At 69.5% G+C, this 17,640-nt stretch carries 15 protein-coding genes; 9 read left to right on the top strand and 6 right to left on the bottom strand.

Annotation, left to right across the window (positions count from 1 at the left end; all coding sequences use genetic code 11):
- Positions 1–161: 161 nt before the first annotated feature.
- The 5 genes from yajC to QQY66_RS07850 all read left to right on the top strand — a co-directional run bounded on the left by yajC (position 162) and on the right by QQY66_RS07850 (position 7,106).
- Complete coding sequence (gene yajC, locus QQY66_RS07870) at positions 162–653, top strand: preprotein translocase subunit YajC (protein ID WP_301978357.1); 492 nt, start codon at positions 162–164, stop codon at positions 651–653.
- Positions 654–785: 132 nt separating this feature from the next.
- Entirely contained in the window at positions 786–2,555 is a 1,770-nt protein-coding gene (secD, locus tag QQY66_RS07865; protein WP_301978356.1) for a protein translocase subunit SecD, read from the top strand.
- 1 nt (position 2,556) lies between these two features.
- Positions 2,557–3,675: a protein translocase subunit SecF gene (gene secF / locus QQY66_RS07860; RefSeq protein ID WP_301978355.1), complete on the top strand. Its 1,119-nt coding sequence runs from the start codon at positions 2,557–2,559 to the stop codon at positions 3,673–3,675.
- Positions 3,672–4,211 (top strand): adenine phosphoribosyltransferase, encoded by a 540-nt coding sequence (locus QQY66_RS07855; protein WP_301978354.1) that lies wholly within the window; start codon positions 3,672–3,674, stop codon positions 4,209–4,211. Before secF ends, QQY66_RS07855 begins: the two co-directional genes overlap by 4 nt.
- A gap of 354 nt (positions 4,212–4,565) precedes the next feature.
- Positions 4,566–7,106, top strand: coding sequence for a bifunctional (p)ppGpp synthetase/guanosine-3',5'-bis(diphosphate) 3'-pyrophosphohydrolase (locus QQY66_RS07850; protein ID WP_301978352.1), 2,541 nt, complete (start codon positions 4,566–4,568; stop codon positions 7,104–7,106).
- A gap of 64 nt (positions 7,107–7,170) precedes the next feature.
- Here QQY66_RS07850 and QQY66_RS07845 read toward each other — a convergent pair whose 3' ends face one another.
- Both QQY66_RS07845 and QQY66_RS07840 read right to left on the bottom strand, forming a co-directional pair.
- A complete protein-coding gene (locus QQY66_RS07845; RefSeq protein ID WP_301978351.1) occupies positions 7,171–8,400 on the bottom strand; it encodes a DUF349 domain-containing protein in 1,230 nt (409 codons plus the stop codon).
- Positions 8,401–8,534: 134 nt separating this feature from the next.
- Positions 8,535–9,398, bottom strand: a complete 864-nt coding sequence (locus QQY66_RS07840; protein WP_301978350.1) for a peptidylprolyl isomerase — start codon at positions 9,396–9,398, stop codon at positions 8,535–8,537.
- A 179-nt stretch (positions 9,399–9,577) separates the two neighbouring features.
- On the opposite strand from QQY66_RS07840, the gene QQY66_RS07835 reads away from it, so the two are divergent.
- Positions 9,578–10,291, top strand: a complete 714-nt coding sequence (locus QQY66_RS07835) for an MBL fold metallo-hydrolase (RefSeq protein WP_301978348.1) — start codon at positions 9,578–9,580, stop codon at positions 10,289–10,291.
- A 12-nt stretch (positions 10,292–10,303) separates the two neighbouring features.
- Positions 10,304–11,566 (top strand): histidine--tRNA ligase, encoded by a 1,263-nt coding sequence (hisS, locus tag QQY66_RS07830; RefSeq protein ID WP_301978347.1) that lies wholly within the window; start codon positions 10,304–10,306, stop codon positions 11,564–11,566.
- A gap of 242 nt (positions 11,567–11,808) precedes the next feature.
- Here hisS and QQY66_RS07825 read toward each other — a convergent pair whose 3' ends face one another.
- From QQY66_RS07825 to QQY66_RS07810, 4 genes are all read right to left on the bottom strand, one after another.
- A complete protein-coding gene (locus tag QQY66_RS07825; RefSeq protein ID WP_301978346.1) occupies positions 11,809–12,432 on the bottom strand; it encodes a response regulator transcription factor in 624 nt (207 codons plus the stop codon).
- Positions 12,429–13,556 (bottom strand): sensor histidine kinase, encoded by a 1,128-nt coding sequence (locus QQY66_RS07820; RefSeq protein ID WP_301987222.1) that lies wholly within the window; start codon positions 13,554–13,556, stop codon positions 12,429–12,431. The genes QQY66_RS07825 and QQY66_RS07820 overlap by 4 nt, the downstream gene beginning before the upstream one ends.
- Positions 13,557–13,627: 71 nt before the next feature.
- A complete protein-coding gene (locus QQY66_RS07815; RefSeq protein WP_301978345.1) occupies positions 13,628–14,473 on the bottom strand; it encodes an ABC transporter permease in 846 nt (281 codons plus the stop codon).
- Entirely contained in the window at positions 14,470–15,336 is an 867-nt protein-coding gene (locus QQY66_RS07810; protein ID WP_301978344.1) for an ABC transporter ATP-binding protein, read from the bottom strand. The genes QQY66_RS07815 and QQY66_RS07810 overlap by 4 nt, the downstream gene beginning before the upstream one ends.
- Before the next feature lie 144 nt (positions 15,337–15,480).
- Between QQY66_RS07810 and QQY66_RS07805 the strand changes: the two genes are divergently transcribed.
- Together QQY66_RS07805 and QQY66_RS07800 are read left to right on the top strand one after the other, a co-directional pair.
- Positions 15,481–16,137, top strand: a complete 657-nt coding sequence (locus QQY66_RS07805) for a vitamin K epoxide reductase family protein (protein ID WP_301978343.1) — start codon at positions 15,481–15,483, stop codon at positions 16,135–16,137.
- 83 nt (positions 16,138–16,220) lie between these two features.
- Complete coding sequence (locus tag QQY66_RS07800) at positions 16,221–17,576, top strand: replication-associated recombination protein A (protein WP_301978342.1); 1,356 nt, start codon at positions 16,221–16,223, stop codon at positions 17,574–17,576.
- The last annotated feature ends 64 nt before the right edge of the window (positions 17,577–17,640 follow it).

Genomic DNA, 17,640 nt, shown 5'->3' with positions numbered 1-17,640 from the left:
CGAGGGCATTGGCCCGACCAGGAACCCCGGTGTCATGCTGAGCGTTGTTCCTTGCGCGCGGACTCGCTTAGACTCCGCCGATGCCGCCTTTGTCGGCGGCACACATACCCCCAACCATCAGGCCGCTCACCATCGCGGTCGCGTGAAGGAAGTACCGACCCGTGAGTCTCGTGACCCTCCTCCCGTTCATCGTGCTCATCGGGGCCATGTTCCTGATGACCCGCTCGGCCAAGAAGAAGCAGCAGCAGGCCGCGAACATGCGGAACGAAATGCAGCCCGGCAGCGGCGTCCGCACGATCGGGGGCATGTACGCCACGGTCAAGGAGGTCAACGAGGACACGGTCCTCCTCGACGCAGGCCCGGGTGTCGACCTCCTCTTCGCCAAGAACGCGATCGGTGCCGTCCTGACCGACGACGAGTACAACCGCATCGTCCACGGCGTCGAGCACGACCTGAAGAGTGACGTCGTCCCGGACGACGCCTCCTCCCTCACCGAGTCGGAGTCCGGTGAGACCGCCGCCGCCTCCGACGACACGCCGGTCGACCTGGGCAAGAAGGACGTGGACGAGGAGCCGGCCGACGAGACCGCGGCCGCCGAGGCGAAGGCTGACGACGAGCCGAAGAAGACCGACGGCGACTCCGACGCGAAGTAGTCATGCACCGGGGCGCGCGGGCCGCTCCCGCGCGCCCCGGAACATGCGAAGCTCGCTGGGGATCCCGACACCATGTCATGGCCGCCCGCCCGCCGCACGGGCGCGAGGCGGCCCGAGAGGGAGTACGAGAAGGTGGCAGCACCTAAGAAGGGCCGGAGCGCGAGCGCCCAGAGCAGGCCAGGGCGCTCGCTGGTCCTGATCCTGATCGCCATCGTGGCGCTCACCGGGGGAATGTTCGCCTCCGGACACACCACTCCGCGTCTCGGCATCGACCTGGCCGGCGGTACGAGCATCACGCTCCGCGCGGAGCCCGAGGACGGCGACCAGTCCGCGATCAACAAGAAGAACATGGACACCGCGGTCGACATCATGAACCGCCGTGTCAACGGTCTCGGTGTCTCTGAGGCAGAGGTCCAGACCCAGGGCGATCGCAACATCATCGTCAACATCCCCAAGGGCACGAACTCCGAGGAGGCCCGGAAGCAGGTCGGCACCACCGCCAAGCTCTACTTCCGTCCCGTCCTCGCCACCGAGGTCGCCGGCGCCGGAGCCGCGGCCAGCCCGTCGCCCAGCGCCTCCGGCAGCCCCTCGGGCGACGCCGACAAGGACAAGGCGACCTCGTCCTCGTCCCCGTCCCCGTCCGCCACCCCCTCGGCGACCTCCACCACGCAGGGACGCGCGGTCACCGACGCGCTCAAGGCCGACGCCACCCCGAGCGGCTCCGCTTCGCCCTCCGGAAGCCCCTCCCCCTCCGCGACCGGCAGCGCCCCGGCCGACGACACCAGCAAGCTCCAGGCGCAGTACACCGCGCTCGACTGCACCAAGAAGGCAGTCCGCGCCACGGCCGGCGAGGGCGCCAAGCCCACCGCGCCGACGGTCGCCTGCGGCCAGAACTCGCAAGGTCAGTGGCAGAAGTACATCCTCGGCCCCGCCGAGGTCGACGGCACCGACGTCGACAAGGCCCAGGCCGTCTTCAACACCCAGACCGGCGCGGGCTGGACCGTCACGATGGACTTCACGTCCGCCGGCACCAAGAAGTTCGCCGCGATCACCGGCAAGCTGGCCCAGAACCAGTCCCCGCAGAACCAGTTCGCCATCGTCCTGGACGGCGAGGTCGTCTCCGACCCGTACGTCCGCCAGGCGCTGACCGGCGGCAACGCCGAGATCTCCGGCAACTTCAACCAGGAGTCGGCCCAGAGCCTCTCCAACATGCTGTCGTACGGCGCCCTGCCGCTGACCTTCAAGGAGGACAGCGTCACCACGGTGACCGCGGCCCTCGGCGGTGAGCAGCTGCAGGCCGGCCTGATCGCGGGCGCGATCGGTCTCGCCCTGGTCATCATCTACCTGCTGGCCTTCTACCGCGGCCTGTCGATCATCGCCATCCCCTCGCTGCTGGTCTCCGCGATCCTCACCTACGTGATCATGTCGCTGCTCGGCCCGACCATCGGCTTCGCGCTGAACCTGCCGGCCGTGTGCGGCGCCATCGTCGCGATCGGCATCACAGCGGACTCGTTCATCGTGTTCTTCGAACGCGTCCGGGACGAGATCCGCGAGGGCCGCACGCTGCGCCCCGCCGTGGAGCGGGGCTGGCCGCGCGCCCGGCGCACCATCCTGGTCTCCGACTTCGTGTCGTTCCTCGCCGCCGCCGTGCTGTTCGTCGTCACCGTCGGCAAGGTCCAGGGCTTCGCGTTCACCCTCGGTCTGACCACCGTGCTCGACGTGGTCGTCGTCTTCCTCTTCACCAAGCCGCTGATGACGATCCTCGCCCGCAAGAAGTTCTTCGCGAACGGCCACAAGTGGTCCGGCCTCGACCCGAAGGGCCTGGGCGCCAAACCTCCGCTGCGCCGTACCCGCCGTCCCGCCCGTCCCACCGCCGGCCCTGTCGACCCGAAGGAGGCGTGAGATGTCGAAGCTCGGCAACCTCGGCGCCCGACTGCACCGTGGCGAGGTCGGCTACGACTTCGTCCGCAACCGCAAGATCTGGTACGGCGTCTCGATCCTGATCACCATCGTGGCCATCGCCGGCCTGGCGGTGCGCGGCCTGAACATGGGCATCGAGTTCCAGGGCGGCGCGGTCTTCACCACCCCGAAGACCAGCGTCTCGGTCTCCCAGGCCGAGGAGTACGCGGAAACCGCGTCCGGCCACGACGCGATCGTCCAGGAGCTCGGCAGCGGCGGCCTGCGCATCCAGATCGCCGGTATCGACACCGCCAAGGCCGACCAGATCAAGACCGATCTCTCCAAGGACCTGAGCGTCGACTCGGAGAAGATCAACGCCGAGCTCGTCGGCCCCAGTTGGGGTGAACAGATCGCCAACAAGGCCTGGCAGGGTCTGGCGATCTTCATGGTGCTCGTCGTGATCTACCTGGCGATCGCATTCGAATGGCGCATGGCCGCGGCCGCATTGGTCGCCCTGATCCACGACATCACCATCACGGTCGGCATCTACGCCCTCGTCGGCTTCGAAGTGACACCGGGCACGGTGATCGGTCTGCTGACCATCCTCGGTTACTCGCTCTACGACACCGTCGTCGTCTTCGACAGCCTCAAGGAGCAGGCGAAGGACATCACCAAGCAGACCCGCTTGACGTACAGCGACGTCGCCAACAACTCCATCAACAGCACCCTGATGCGTTCCATCAACACGACGGTGGTCGCGCTGCTGCCGGTCGCCGGTCTGCTGTTCATCGGCGGTGGCTTCCTCGGCGCCGGCATGCTCAACGACATCTCGCTGTCGCTGTTCGTCGGCCTCGCGGCCGGTGCGTACTCCTCGATCTTCATCGCCACGCCGCTCGTCGCCGACCTCAAGGAGCGCGACCCGCAGATGAAGGCGCTCAGGAAGCGCGTCCTCGCCAAGCGGGCACAGGCCGCCGCACAGGGCGGGCCCGTGGACGCCGAGATCACCGATGAGCCGCACGCCGACGAGCCGGAGGACGCCGCTCCCGCCGTCGTCGGCCCGCGCAGCCAGGCCGCGCCCCGCAACCGGGGTCGCGGTGGCCGACCCTCCGGGAAGCGCCGATGACCGACATCGAGGAACTGCTGCTCAGCCGCATCCGTGACGTGGCCGACTACCCGGAGCCGGGCGTGATGTTCAAGGACATCACCCCGCTCCTGGCGGACCCGGCGGCGTTCACCGCCCTCACCGACGCCCTCGCCCAGGTCGCCGAGCGGACGAACGCGACGAAGGTCGTCGGCCTGGAGGCCCGCGGCTTCATCCTCGGCGCCCCCGTCGCCGTCCGCGCCGGCCTCGGCTTCATCCCCGTACGCAAGGCGGGCAAGCTCCCCGGAGCCACCCTCAGCCAGGCGTACGACCTGGAGTACGGCTCCGCCGAGATCGAGGTGCACGCCGAGGACCTCACCGGGGGCGACCGCGTCCTGGTCGTCGACGACGTCCTCGCCACCGGCGGCACCGCCGAGGCCTCCCTGAAGCTGATCCGCCGCGCGGGCGCCGAGGTCGCGGGCGTCGCGGTCCTCATGGAACTCGGCTTCCTGGGCGGCCGCACCCGCCTGGAACCGGTACTCGACGGGGCGCCGCTGGAGGCATTGCTCAAGGTCTGAACCGCAGCGAGCACGGCACACAAACGGCCGTCCCGGTATATCCGGGCCGGCCGTTTCGCGTCCCGAAGGGGCGCGGGACCGCATCGATATGCGGCTCCGCCGCGTGGGCGCGACCAGCCACAACGGGTCGTCAGTCGGCAATGCACCCAGCCACCCCGCACAAGCCCCGAAAACACTCAACGGACACCCCCAAATCACCCTCAGGTCACCTCCTGGAATGCCGGCGGCAGCCACTCGCGTTTCTCCGGTAGACGGCCCTCACATCGTCCGGAAGGCGATCCTGCCGCTGAGGATCGCTACCATGGGATCTCCGGAGCCTGACCGGGGGACCCGGATCGCGCACGAGGAGCCCTCTTGCCAGACGAGGCCCAGCCACTCACCGCCGCCAAGCCCGAGCCCGCCTCGGCGCCCGCGGCGAAGCCGCCCGCGCCGACCGAGTCGAACGCGAAGAACGACATCCGCGGGCCGGTCGAGCATGCCCAGTCCGCGCCCGTCGACAAGTCGGCAGAGCAGTCGCGCCCCAAGCCGGCCCCGTCCGAGCGCCCGGTCACGCCCGCGGTCCGTCCGAACACCGGCCAGCCCGCTCGCTCCGGCTCCTCCAACCGTGTCCGCGCCCGCCTCGCCCGCCTCGGCGTCCAGCGCTCCAACCCGTACAACCCGGTCCTGGAACCGTTGCTGCGCATAGTCCGCAGCAACGACCCGAAGATCGAGACGGCCACGCTCCGCCAGATCGAGAAGGCCTACCAGGTCGCCGAGCGCTGGCACCGCGGCCAGAAGCGCAAGAGCGGTGACCCGTACATCACCCACCCCCTCGCCGTCACCACGATCCTCGCCGAGCTGGGTATGGATCCGGCCACCTTGATGGCGGGCCTGCTGCACGACACCGTCGAGGACACCGAGTACGGCCTCGACCAGCTCCGCCGCGACTTCGGCGACTCCGTCGCCCTGCTCGTCGACGGCGTCACCAAGCTGGACAAGGTCAAGTTCGGCGAGGCCGCGCAGGCCGAGACCGTGCGCAAGATGGTCGTCGCCATGGCGAAGGATCCCCGCGTTCTGGTCATCAAGCTCGCCGACCGCCTGCACAACATGCGCACCATGCGCTATCTCAAGCGCGAGAAGCAGGAGAAGAAGGCGCGCGAGACCCTCGAGATCTACGCGCCGCTCGCTCACCGCCTCGGCATGAACACCATCAAGTGGGAACTGGAGGACCTCGCCTTCGCGATCCTCTACCCCAAGATGTACGACGAGATCGTACGGCTGGTGGCGGAGCGGGCGCCGAAGCGTGACGAGTATCTGGCCATAGTGACCGACGAGGTCCAGCAGGACCTGCGGGCCGCCCGCATCAAGGCGACCGTCACCGGACGCCCGAAGCACTACTACAGCGTCTACCAGAAGATGATCGTCCGCGGCCGTGACTTCGCGGAGATCTACGACCTGGTGGGCATCCGCGTCCTCGTGGACACCGTCCGCGACTGCTACGCCGCCCTCGGCACCGTGCACGCGCGATGGAACCCGGTCCCCGGCCGGTTCAAGGACTACATCGCGATGCCCAAGTTCAACATGTACCAGTCGCTGCACACGACGGTGATCGGGCCCAACGGCAAGCCGGTCGAACTCCAGATCCGTACGTTCGACATGCACCGCCGCGCCGAGTACGGCATCGCCGCGCACTGGAAGTACAAGCAGGAGGCCGTCGCGGGCGCCTCCAAGATCCGTACCGATGTGCCGAAGTCGTCCGGCAAGGGCAAGGACGACCACCTCAACGACATGGCGTGGCTGCGCCAACTGCTCGACTGGCAGAAGGAGACCGAGGACCCGGGCGAGTTCCTGGAGTCGCTGCGCTTCGACCTGTCCCGCAACGAGGTCTTCGTCTTCACGCCGAAGGGCGACGTCATAGCGCTGCCGGCCGGTGCGACACCGGTCGACTTCGCGTACGCGGTCCACACCGAAGTCGGGCACCGCACCATAGGAGCACGGGTCAACGGCCGTCTCGTACCGCTCGAATCCACTCTGGACAACGGCGACTTGGTGGAGGTCTTCACCTCCAAGGCGGCCGGCGCCGGACCGTCCCGCGACTGGCTCGGCTTCGTCAAGTCGCCGCGCGCCCGCAACAAGATCCGGGCCTGGTTCTCCAAGGAGCGCCGGGACGAGGCCATCGAGCAGGGCAAGGACGCCATCGCACGCGCGATGCGCAAACAGAACCTGCCGATCCAGCGCATCCTCACGGGCGACTCCCTCGTCACCCTCGCGCACGAGATGCGCTACCCCGACATCTCCTCGCTGTACGCGGCGATCGGCGAGGGACATGTCGCCGCGCAGAACGTCGTACAGAAGCTCGTTCAGGCCCTCGGTGGGGAGGAGGCCGCCACCGAGGAGATGGACGAGGCGGTACCGTCCCCCCGCGGCCGCGGCCGCAAGCGGCGCAGCAACCAGGACCCCGGTGTGGTGGTCAAGGGCGTCGACGACGTCTGGGTCAAGCTCGCCCGCTGTTGTACGCCGGTCCCCGGTGACCCGATCATCGGCTTCGTCACCCGCGGTAGCGGAGTATCGGTTCACCGCAGCGACTGTGTGAACGTGGAGTCACTGTCCCGCGAGCCCGAGCGCATCCTCGACGTCGAGTGGGCGCCCACGCAGTCCTCGGTCTTCCTGGTCGCCATCCAGGTCGAGGCCCTCGACCGCTCCCGGCTGCTGTCGGACGTCACCCGCGTCCTGTCCGACCAGCACGTCAACATCCTCTCCGCGGCCGTCCAGACCTCCCGCGACCGCGTCGCCACCTCCCGCTTCACCTTCGAGATGGGCGACCCGAAGCATCTCGGCCACGTCCTGAAGGCGGTCAGGGGAGTGGAGGGCGTGTACGACGTGTACCGGGTGACGTCGGCGCGCAGCCGGGCGTAACCGCCGTACGAGCACGAAAAGGGGCTCCCCTCGGGGAGCCCCTTCGTCGTGTGCCTCCGGCGTGTCAGCCGCCGAACTCCTGCAGACCCTTCAGCGCCTGGTCCAGCAGCGCCTGGCGGCCCTCCAGCTCCCGCTCCAGCTTGTCGGCCTTGGCGTTGTTGCCCTGGGCGCGCGCCTGCTCGATCTGCTTCCGGAGCTTGTCCACGGCGGCCTGGAGCTGGCCGGTGAGACCCTCGGCACGCGCGCGTGCCTCCGGGTTGGTCCGGCGCCACTCGGCCTCCTCGGCCTCCTGGATGGCCCGCTCCACCGCGTGCATCCGGCCCTCGACCTTCGGACGCGCGTCGCGCGGCACATGACCGATGGCCTCCCAGCGCTCGTTGATCGAGCGGAACGCGGCACGTGCGGCCTTGAGGTCCGTGACCGGGAGGATCTTCTCGGCCTCCTCGGCCAGCTCCTCCTTGAGCTTCAGGTTCTCCGACTGCTCCGCGTCCCGCTCGGCGAAGACCGAGCTGCGGGCGGCGAAGAACACGTCCTGCGCGCCGCGGAAGCGGTTCCACAAGTCGTCCTCGTGCTCGCGCTGGGCGCGGCCCGCGGCCTTCCACTCCGACATCAGCTCGCGGTAGCGCGCGGCCGTCGGACCCCAGTCCGTCGAGCCCGACAGCCCCTCGGCCTCGGCGACCAGCCGCTCCTTGGTCTTGCGGGCCTCCTCGCGCTGGGCGTCCAGCGATGCGAAGTGTGCCTTGCGACGCTTGGAGAACGCCGACCGGGCGTGCGAGAAGCGGTGCCACAGCTCGTCGTCCGACTTGCGGTCCAGCCGCGGCAGGCCCTTCCAGGTGTCCACCAGCGCCCGCAGCCGCTCACCGGCCACCCGCCACTGGTCGGACTGGGCCAGTTGCTCCGCCTCGGTGACCAGCGCCTCCTTGGCCTTGCGGGCCTCGTCGGACTGCTTGGCGCGCTGCTGCTTGCGCTCCTCGCGGCGTGCCGCGACGGTTTCCACGAGCTTGTCCAGCCGCTTCCGCAGCGCGTCCAGGTCACCGACGGCGTGGTGTGCGTCGACCTGCTCGCGGATGTGGTCGATGGCGACCTGGGCGTCCTTCGCGGAGAGGTCGGTGGTCTTCACTCGCTTCTCGAGGAGGCCGATCTCGACAACCAGGCCCTCGTACTTGCGCTCGAAGTAGGCCAGCGCCTCCTCAGGGGAGCCGGCCTGCCAGGAACCGACGACCTGCTCGCCGTCGGCCGTACGCACGTACACGGTCCCCGTCTCGTCGACGCGGCCCCACGGGTCGCTGCTCACAGCGCCTCCTCCACATGATGCCTGCACAGGGCTTCAGCACCCCCGGCATCGTCCACAGTTTCGTCACGGCCAACATAGGCGACCGGCGGGTTGCCTGTCCGCATCCCGCGCGACCGAAATTTCGCAGTTGACAGTCAGGATTTCGTGACAGTTGCCTTGTTGATCACGACCGTTGCGTTGGGTGCGGTGTTCCCGGTCGTGGGGTCGGCGGGCTGCGCTCCAGCGTCCGCGATCTTCTTCAGGATCTTCATGCCCGCTTCGGACACCGTTCCGAACGGTGTGTAGTCGGCCGGCAGCTGACTGTCCTGGTAGACGAGGAAGAACTGGCTTCCTCCGGAGTTGCGCCCTTGCTTCGTCTGAGCGTTGTACTGGTTGGCCATCGCGACCGTGCCCGCCGGGTACACCCCGCCCTTGAGGCTCTTGTCCTTGAGGTTCTCGTCCGGGATCGTGTAGCCGGGCCCGCCCGTGCCGGTGCCCTTCGGGTCGCCGCACTGCAGCACGTAGATGCCGCTGTCGACGAGCCGGTGGCACTTGGTGTGGTCGAAGAATCCCTTGCCCGCGAGGAAGTTGAAGGAATTCACGGTGTGCGGCGCGGCCGACGCCTTCAGGTCGATGTCTATGTCACCGCAGGTCGTGGCGAGCTTCATCGTGTACTTCGCCGACTCGTCGATGGTCATCGACGGCTCCTTCTTCCAGGTCGCCGTCTTGGCCTTGCCCGCGGCCGGCTTCTCGCAGGGGTCCGGCGCCTTGCTGGGCGCCGACGCGCTCGGCGTGACGTCCGCGCTCGGCGTGACGTCCGCGCTCGCGTTGGTCTTGTCGTCGTCCTTGAGGACCCCGGTCGTGTACAGCGCCAGGCTGCCGATCAGGATCACGCCGAGCGCGGACGCGATCGCGGCGTTGCGCGTACGCGCCTTGCGCCGTGCCTCGGTGCGCCGCTGCTGCTGCCGCAAGAACTTCTCCCGCGCGAGCTGACGCTTCCGCTGTTCTTGGCTGACCACCGGGTTTCTCCTCATACGTCTCGAACGTCGACCGGTACGCGTGCGTCGTTCGAATCGACGACCCGCGTGTGCCCCGTACCGTATATGGGTTCGCTGAGGAATCGGCAGCGCCGGTAGGCTCTGGCCTCAGGCGCAGCCCAATCGCAAGCCCACCCGAATCGACACAACGAAGGACGATCGTGCTCATTGCCGGGTTCCCCGCCGGGGCCTGGGGGACGAACTGTTATCTCGTCGCCCCCGCCGCCGGTGAGGAGTGCGTGATCATCGACCCGGGCCACGAAGCGGCCCCGGGAGTCGAGGAAGCACTGAAGAAGCATCGGCTCAAGCCCGTGGCGGTCGTCCTCACCCACGGCCACCTCGACCATGTGGCCTCGGTCGTCCCGGTGTGCGGCGCGCACGACGTGCCGGCCTGGATCCACCCCGAGGACCGGTACATGATGAGCGACCCCGAGAAGGCGCTCGGGCGCTCCATCGGGATGCCGCTGCTCGGCGAGCTGACCATCGGGGAGCCGGACGACGTCAAGGAGTTGACCGATGGCGCGCGACTGGAGCTGGCGGGTCTGGAGCTCTCCGTCGCCCACGCGCCGGGCCATACCAAGGGGTCGGTGACGTTCCGGATGCCCGAGGCCGCCGACATCCCGTCGGTGTTCTTCTCCGGGGATCTGCTGTTCGCCGGCTCCATCGGACGCACCGACCTGCCCGGCGGTGACATGGCCGAGATGCTCGACTCGCTGGCCCGTGTGTGCCTGCCGCTCGACGACTCGACCGTGGTGCTGTCCGGCCACGGCCCCCAGACGACCATCGGCCAGGAGCGCGCCACCAACCCGTATCTGCGGCAGGTGGCGGCAGGCCAGGGAGACGGTGCGAGCACCCCTCCCCGACGAGGAATGTGACGAGAGAGTTCCGTGAGCACCTTCAAGGCCCCCAAGGGCACGTACGACCTGATCCCGCCGGACAGCGCCACCTACCTGGCCGTCCGTGAGGCGATCGCGGCTCCGCTGCGCAACTCCGGCTACGGCTATGTCGAGACGCCCGGCTTCGAGAACGTCGAACTGTTCGCGCGCGGTGTCGGCGAGTCCACCGACATCGTGACCAAGGAGATGTACGCCTTCGAGACCAAGGGCGGCGACCGGCTCGCCCTGCGCCCCGAGGGCACGGCCTCCGTCCTGCGCGCGGCGCTCGAGGCCAACCTGCACAAGGCGGGCAACCTCCCGGTGAAGCTCTGGTACTCGGGCTCGTACTACCGCTATGAGCGCCCGCAGAAGGGCCGTTACCGGCACTTCTCCCAGGTCGGCGCGGAGGCGATCGGCGCGGAGGATCCGGCGCTGGACGCCGAGTTGATCATCCTGGCGGACCAGGCGTACCGCTCGCTGGGTCTGAGCGACTTCCGGATCCTGCTCAACAGCCTGGGCGACAAGGAGTGCCGTCCGGTCTACCGCGCGGCCCTCCAGGACTTCCTGCGCGGCCTGGACCTCGACGAGGACACGCTGCGCCGGTCGGAGATCAACCCGCTGCGCGTCCTCGACGACAAGCGCGAGTCGGTCCAGAAGCAGCTGACGGGCGCGCCGTTGCTGCGCGACTACCTCTGCGACGCCTGCAAGGCGTACCACGAGGAGGTCCGTGAACTGATCACCGCGGCGGGCGTCGCCTTCGAGGACGACCCGAAGCTGGTGCGCGGCCTGGACTACTACACGCGGACCACCTTCGAGTTCGTCCACGACGGTCTGGGCTCGCAGTCCGCGGTGGGCGGCGGCGGCCGCTACGACGGCCTCTCCGAGATGATCGGCGGTCCCGCGCTGCCGTCGGTGGGCTGGGCGCTGGGCGTCGACCGCACGGTCCTGGCCCTGGAGGCGGAGGGCGTCGAGCTCGAACTCCCGGCGGCCACCAGCGTGTTCGCCGTCCCGCTGGGCGACGAGGCCCGCCGCGTCCTGTTCGCCAAGGTCACCGACCTGCGCAAGGCCGGCATCGCCGCCGACTTCTCCTACGGCGCCAAGGGCCTCAAGGGCGCCATGAAGAACGCCAACCGCAGCGGCGCCCGCTTCACCGTCGTCGCCGGCGAACGCGACCTCGCCGAGGGAGTCGTCCAGCTCAAGGACATGGAGTCCGGCGAGCAGACGCCGATCGGCGTGAACGAGATCGTGGCCGAGCTGGAGGCGAGACTGGGCTGAGCCCGGTGGGTGGTGCGACCCAGCGGTTTTCGCCCCCGCCGCCCCTACCCGTCCCATCCCTGGGGGCTGTGCCCCCAGACCCCCGCTTCGGCCCTGAACGGGCCTTGTCCTCAAACGCCGGACGGGCTGGATTCGCCGACCGGCGCTGAAATTCCAGCCCCTCCGGCGTTTGAGGAGCGGGGGTCCAGGGGGCGGAGCCCCTGGGGGATGGGACGGGTAGGGGCGGCGGGGGCGAGGAAACCTCAGTCCAGCAGCCCGTACCGCATCGCGCTCGTCACCGCCGCCGTCCGGTCGTCCACGCCCAACTTGCCGAAGACGCGCAGCAGATGGGTCTTCACGGTCGACTCGCCGATGAACAACCGGCGCCCGATCTCGGCGTTCGTACAGCCCTCGGCCACGAGCCTCAGCACGGCCGTCTCCCGCTCCGACAACCGCGGCCGTTCCGGCTTCGTCCGGAGTTGGTCCACCAGCCGCGCCGCCACCGACGGCGCCAGCACCGTCTCGCCGCGCGCCGCGGACCGTACGGCCTCGGCGAGTTCACCTCGCGGGAGATCCTTGAGCAGATAGCCCGCAGCCCCCGCCTCCACCGCCCTCAGGATGTCCCGGTCCGTCTCGTACGTCGTGAGGACGATGACCCGGCAGCCCAGCCCCGCCTCCGCCATCCGCACGATCGAGTCGACACCCCCGCCGTCCGGCATCCGCAGATCCATCAGCACGATGTCGGGCCGCAACTCGGCCGCCAGCGCCTCCGCCTGCGGTCCGCTGGACGCGTCGGCGACCACCTCAAGGTCCGGTTCCGCGCTGAGCATCGCCCGCAACCCCTCCCGTACGACGGGATGGTCGTCGGCCAGGATGATCCGGATCACGGCATCTCACTCCTCACGGCGGGTACGGGCAGCCGGACGGTCACCGTGGTGCCCTCGCCCGGCGCGCTGCCGACCTGTGCGGTTCCACCCACCTCGGCGGCCCGGGCGCGCAGCCCCGCCAGACCGTACCCGTCATGGACGGCACCGGGGTCGAAGCCGCGGCCGTCGTCCCGTACGGACACGGTGAGCGTCTCTTCGGCGTACGCCAGCGTGACGCCTACGGCCACAGAACTCCCCGCGTGCTTGCGGGCGTTGGCCAGTGCCTCCTGGCAGGAGCGCAGGGCGACCACCTCGGGACCGGCGGGCAGCGCGCGCACCGGCCCGGTCACGTCCAGTTTCGCGTCGTGGCGGGCCGCGAGCCTGCCGACCGCGTCCGGGAGCGAGGCGCCGTCGAGGTCGGCGGGGGTGCCCCCGGCGACCAGGGCGCGGGCCTCGGCGAGGTTCTGCCGGGCCGTCTCGTCCATCAGGGCCAGGTGACGGCGGGCCTGTGCCGGGTCGTGGTCGAGCTCGGCCTCGACGGCCTGGATCAGCATCAGCAGGCTGGTGAAGCCCTGGGCGAGGGTGTCGTGGATCTCCCGGGCCATCCGCTCCCGCTCCGCGAGCGCGCCGTGCGCCGACGAGAGCCGGGAGACTTCATGCCGGCTGGCGTCCAGCTCCGCGATCAGCTCGGCCCGCTCCTGGCTCTGTTCGATGATCCGGATGATCCAACTGCCCAGAACCGCCGAGAAGACGAGGCCGACCGCTGCGAACACCCCGTTGAGGAAGACCTCCTGGGCGCCGGGCCGCCACAGCAGCGCCCAGCCAGCCACGGGCACGAGGTTGATCACCGCCACCGCCGCCAGGGCCCACCGCATCCGCAACGTCATGAAGCACGGAGGCACGAGCGCGAAGGTCAGCACCCGCGTCTCGCCGACGAGCACCGCCGACGGCAGGAACAGCGCCAGCGCCACCGCCAGGAAACGCACCGCCTGTCGCTCGTCGGGCGGGTCACCGCACAGGACGGGGCGCCCCACCCACACGTACAGGGGAGCCAGCGGCGTCAGCAGCGCGGCCGCGACGGCACGGACCGGCCACCCCGGGAACCCCGCGCCGAGCACGTTGACCAGGGTGGCCAGCCAGATCAGCGCGAAGTACGTGTCCCAGAGCCGGAACGAGCGGGCCTAGGTGTACGCGCCCCCGGCTCCCGCCGGACCGTTCATCCCTCGCGCCGGTTCTTCCACCGGAAGGTCAGCAGACACAGCACCAATCCTCCGACGCACCACGCCCCGAGCACCAGCGCGACCCTGCCCAGCTCCCAGCTCCCGGCCTGCTCCAGCACCTGCGCCGACTCCGGCAGGAACACCCCGCGCAGCCCCTGGCACATCCACTTCAGCGGGAACAGCGCCCCGATGTTCAGCATCCAGTCCGGGATGGTGTCGATGGCGATGTACACCCCGGAGATGAACTGCAGCACCAGGAAGGGGAGGACGACCACGGAGGTCGCGCTCTTGCCGGACTTGGGGACCGAGCTGATCGCGATGCCGAGCAGCGCGCACGCCGTGAGACCCAGCACGAAGATCCACGCGAAGTCGAACCAGGTGCCCACGTGCGACGGCAGGTCGACGTCGTACAAGGTTGTCCCGACGAGGAGCAGAATCGCCGTCTCCATGAGGCCGGTGACGAGAACCAGCCAGATCTTGCCGAGGAAGTACGCGGTCGGCGGCATCGGCGTGCCGCGCAGCCGGCGCAGCACCTTCTCGTCCCGCTCGATGGCGATCGAGATGCCGAGCGACTGGAAACTCGTCGACATGATGCCGGCGGCCATCATCGCCGGGACGTACAGCTGGGAGGCGGTGATGCCCGCGCCTTCGACGTCGTCCTTGAAGATCGACGCGAACAGGAAGAGGAACACCACCGGGAAGGCGAAGGTGAACACCACCTGGTCGCGCTGCCGGAAGAACTGCTTGATCTCCAGCCCGCCCCGCTGCAGGCCGAGCCCCCAGGCGCCGGGCAGCCGCTGCGGACGCGTCCCGGCCCCGGCTCGTACGGCGGTCGTGGTCATCGCGCGTCCTCCTGTCCGGTCAGCCGGAGATAGACGTCCTCCAGCGTGGGGCGGCTCACCCGCAGCCCCGGGATCTCACCGTCGAAGCGGTGCATGAGCTCGGCGACGGTCTTGGTGGGCGTGGCCGTCTGCGTGGTGCGCTGGGTGCCGTCGGCATCCGTCCACGCGACGGTGGCCTCGGTGCCGTGGCGCTCGCGCAGCACACCGGGCTCGCCCTCGGCGACCACCCGGCCCTGCGAGATGATCGCCAGCCGATGCGCGAGCGCCTCCGCCTCCTCCAGATAGTGCGTGGTCAGCAGGATCGTCGTGCCCTCGTCCGCCAGCTTGCGGATCAGCTCCCAGAACTGCCGCCGGGCCGCCGGGTCGAACCCGGTCGTCGGCTCGTCCAGAAGCAGCAGTTCGGGCCCGCCGATCACGCCGAGCGCCACGTCCAGCCGCCGCCGCTGCCCGCCCGACAGCGCCTTGATCCGGCTGCCCGCCTTGGCCTCAAGACCCACCAGGCCGATGACCTCCTCGGGGTCACGGGGCCTCGGGTAGTAGCGCGCGAAATGCCGTACGGTCTCGCGGACCGTCAACTCGGCGGGCGCCGATTCGTCCTGCCAGACGATTCCGACACGCGAGCGCCACGCGCGCGTGCCCGTCGCCGGATCCGCCCCGAGCACCTGTACCTCGCCCGCGTCCCGGGTGCGATTGCCCTGAAGGATCTCCACCGTGGTGCTCTTGCCCGCCCCGTTGGGCCCCAGCAGGCCGAACACCTCGCCCTGGCGAATACCAAGGTCGATGCCGTCTACCGCGGTCACGTCCCCGTACTGCTTGCGCAGCCCCCGTACGTCCACCGCGAGTCCGTTCGCGTGTGTGGTCATGGGAACGAGCCTCGTCCGGAACCGAACGGTCCGGGACGACCGTGCGTACCTCCTTATGTCCACCGAACGGTGGATACACGTGCGCGTGCGGCACAATGGCCCTGCCGGAAGAAGGTCCAACTCTCAAGCGACGGAATCGGCGAAATGAGCAAGACGACAGTGACCGACGTCTCCACCGACCACGAGCCGGAGCGCGCCGCCCCCTCGCCGCGCGCGGAGGGCGGCAGTCGTGCACTCGCCCTGCTGCTGGTGATCACCGGTGCGGCCGGACTGCTCGCCGCATGGGTCATCACGATCGACAAGTTCAAGCTGCTCGAGGCCAAGGTCGAGGGCAAGACCTTCACTCCCGGCTGCAGCCTGAACCCCGTCGTCTCCTGCGGCAACGTCATGGAGAGCCACCAGGCCTCCGCCTTCGGGTTCCCCAACCCGATGCTCGGCCTCGTGACCTACGGCATCGTCATCTGCGTCGGTATGAGCCTGCTCGCCGGTGCCCGCTTCCCGCGCTGGTACTGGCTGACCTTCAACGCCGGCACGCTCTTCGGCGTCGGCTTCTGCGCCTGGCTGATGTTCCAGTCCCTGTACCGGATCAACGCGCTGTGCCTGTGGTGCTGCCTGGCCTGGGTCGCGACGATCATCATGTTCTGGTACGTGACCTCGTTCAACATCCGCAAGGGCTTCCTGCCCGCGCCGAACTGGCTCAAGGGCTTCTTCGGCGAGTTCACCTGGGTCCTGCCCGTCCTGCACATCGGCATCATCGGCATGCTGATCCTGACCCGCTGGTGGGACTTCTGGACCAGCTGACCCACTGGCCCGAGCAATGCCGGACGGCCCCGGAATTCCGGGGCCGTCCGGCATTGTCAGTGCGGTGAACTAGGGTTTTCAGCGTGGAGCCCGACCTGTTCACCGCCGCGGCAGAAGAACGCCAGGAGAAGGACCCGTCCAGCAGCCCCCTGGCCGTTCGGATGCGCCCGCGCACCCTCGACGAGGTCGTGGGCCAGCAGCACCTGCTGAAGCCGGGCTCACCCCTGCGCAGACTGGTCGGCGAGGGCGCCTCCGGCCCCGCCGGACCCTCCTCGGTGATCCTCTGGGGCCCGCCCGGCACCGGCAAGACGACCCTGGCGTATGTCGTGTCGAAGGCCACCAACAAGCGCTTCGTGGAGCTGTCGGCGATCACCGCGGGCGTCAAGGAGGTCCGCGCGGTCATCGACGGCGCCCGCCGTGCCACCGGCGGCTTCGGCAAGGAGACCGTCCTCTTCCTCGACGAGATCCACCGCTTCAGCAAGGCCCAGCAGGACTCCCTGCTCCCGGCCGTCGAGAACCGCTGGGTGACCCTGATCGCGGCGACGACGGAGAACCCGTACTTCTCCGTGATCTCCCCCCTGCTCTCCCGCTCCCTCCTCCTCACCCTCGAACCCCTCACGGACGACGACGTGCGGGACCTCATCCAGCGGGCCCTGTCCGACGAGCGGGGCCTCAAGGGCGCGGTCACCCTCCCCGAGGACACCGAGGCCCACCTCCTGCGCATCGCCGGCGGCGACGCCCGCCGTGCCCTGACCGCCCTGGAGGCCGCCGCCGGGGCCGCGCTCGACAAGGGCGAGACGGAGATCGGCCTCACCACTTTGGAGGAGACGGTCGACCGGGCGGCCGTGAAGTACGACCGCGACGGCGACCAGCACTACGACGTGGCCAGCGCCCTCATCAAGTCCATCCGCGGCTCCGACGTCGACGCGGCCCTGCACTACCTGGCCCGCATGATCGAGGCCGGCGAGGACCCCCGCTTCATCGCCCGCCGCCTGATGATCTCCGCCAGCGAGGACATCGGCCTCGCCGACCCGAACGCGCTGCCGACAGCCGTGGCCGCCGCCCAGGCCGTCGCCATGATCGGCTTCCCCGAGGCCGCCCTCACCCTCAGCCACGCCACCATCGCCCTGGCCCTCGCCCCCAAGTCCAACTCCGCGACGACCGCCATCGGCGCCGCCATGGAGGACGTACGCAAGGGCCTGGCGGGCTCTGTCCCCCCGCACCTGCGCGACGGGCACTACAAGGGCGCGGCCAAGCTCGGTCACGCGCAGGGGTACGTGTATCCGCACGACCTGGCCGAAGGCATCGCCGAGCAGCAGTACGCCCCGGACGCCCTCAAGGACCGGGAGTACTACACGCCGACGCGGCACGGCGCCGAGGCGCGGTACGCGGACGCGGTGGAGTGGACCCGTAAGCACCTCGGTCGCAAGCGGTCCTGAGCACCCTGTAGAATCACTCGAAGTGCTGTGTCCTGTGCAGTCAGAACAGGACGGTCAGCCGGAA

The organism is Streptomyces sp. DG2A-72 (genome assembly GCF_030499575.1).
Taxonomy (GTDB): Bacteria; Actinomycetota; Actinomycetes; order Streptomycetales; family Streptomycetaceae; genus Streptomyces.
The sequence above is the reverse complement of the archived record's forward strand: the minus strand, read 5'-3'. Positions and strand labels throughout refer to the sequence as shown.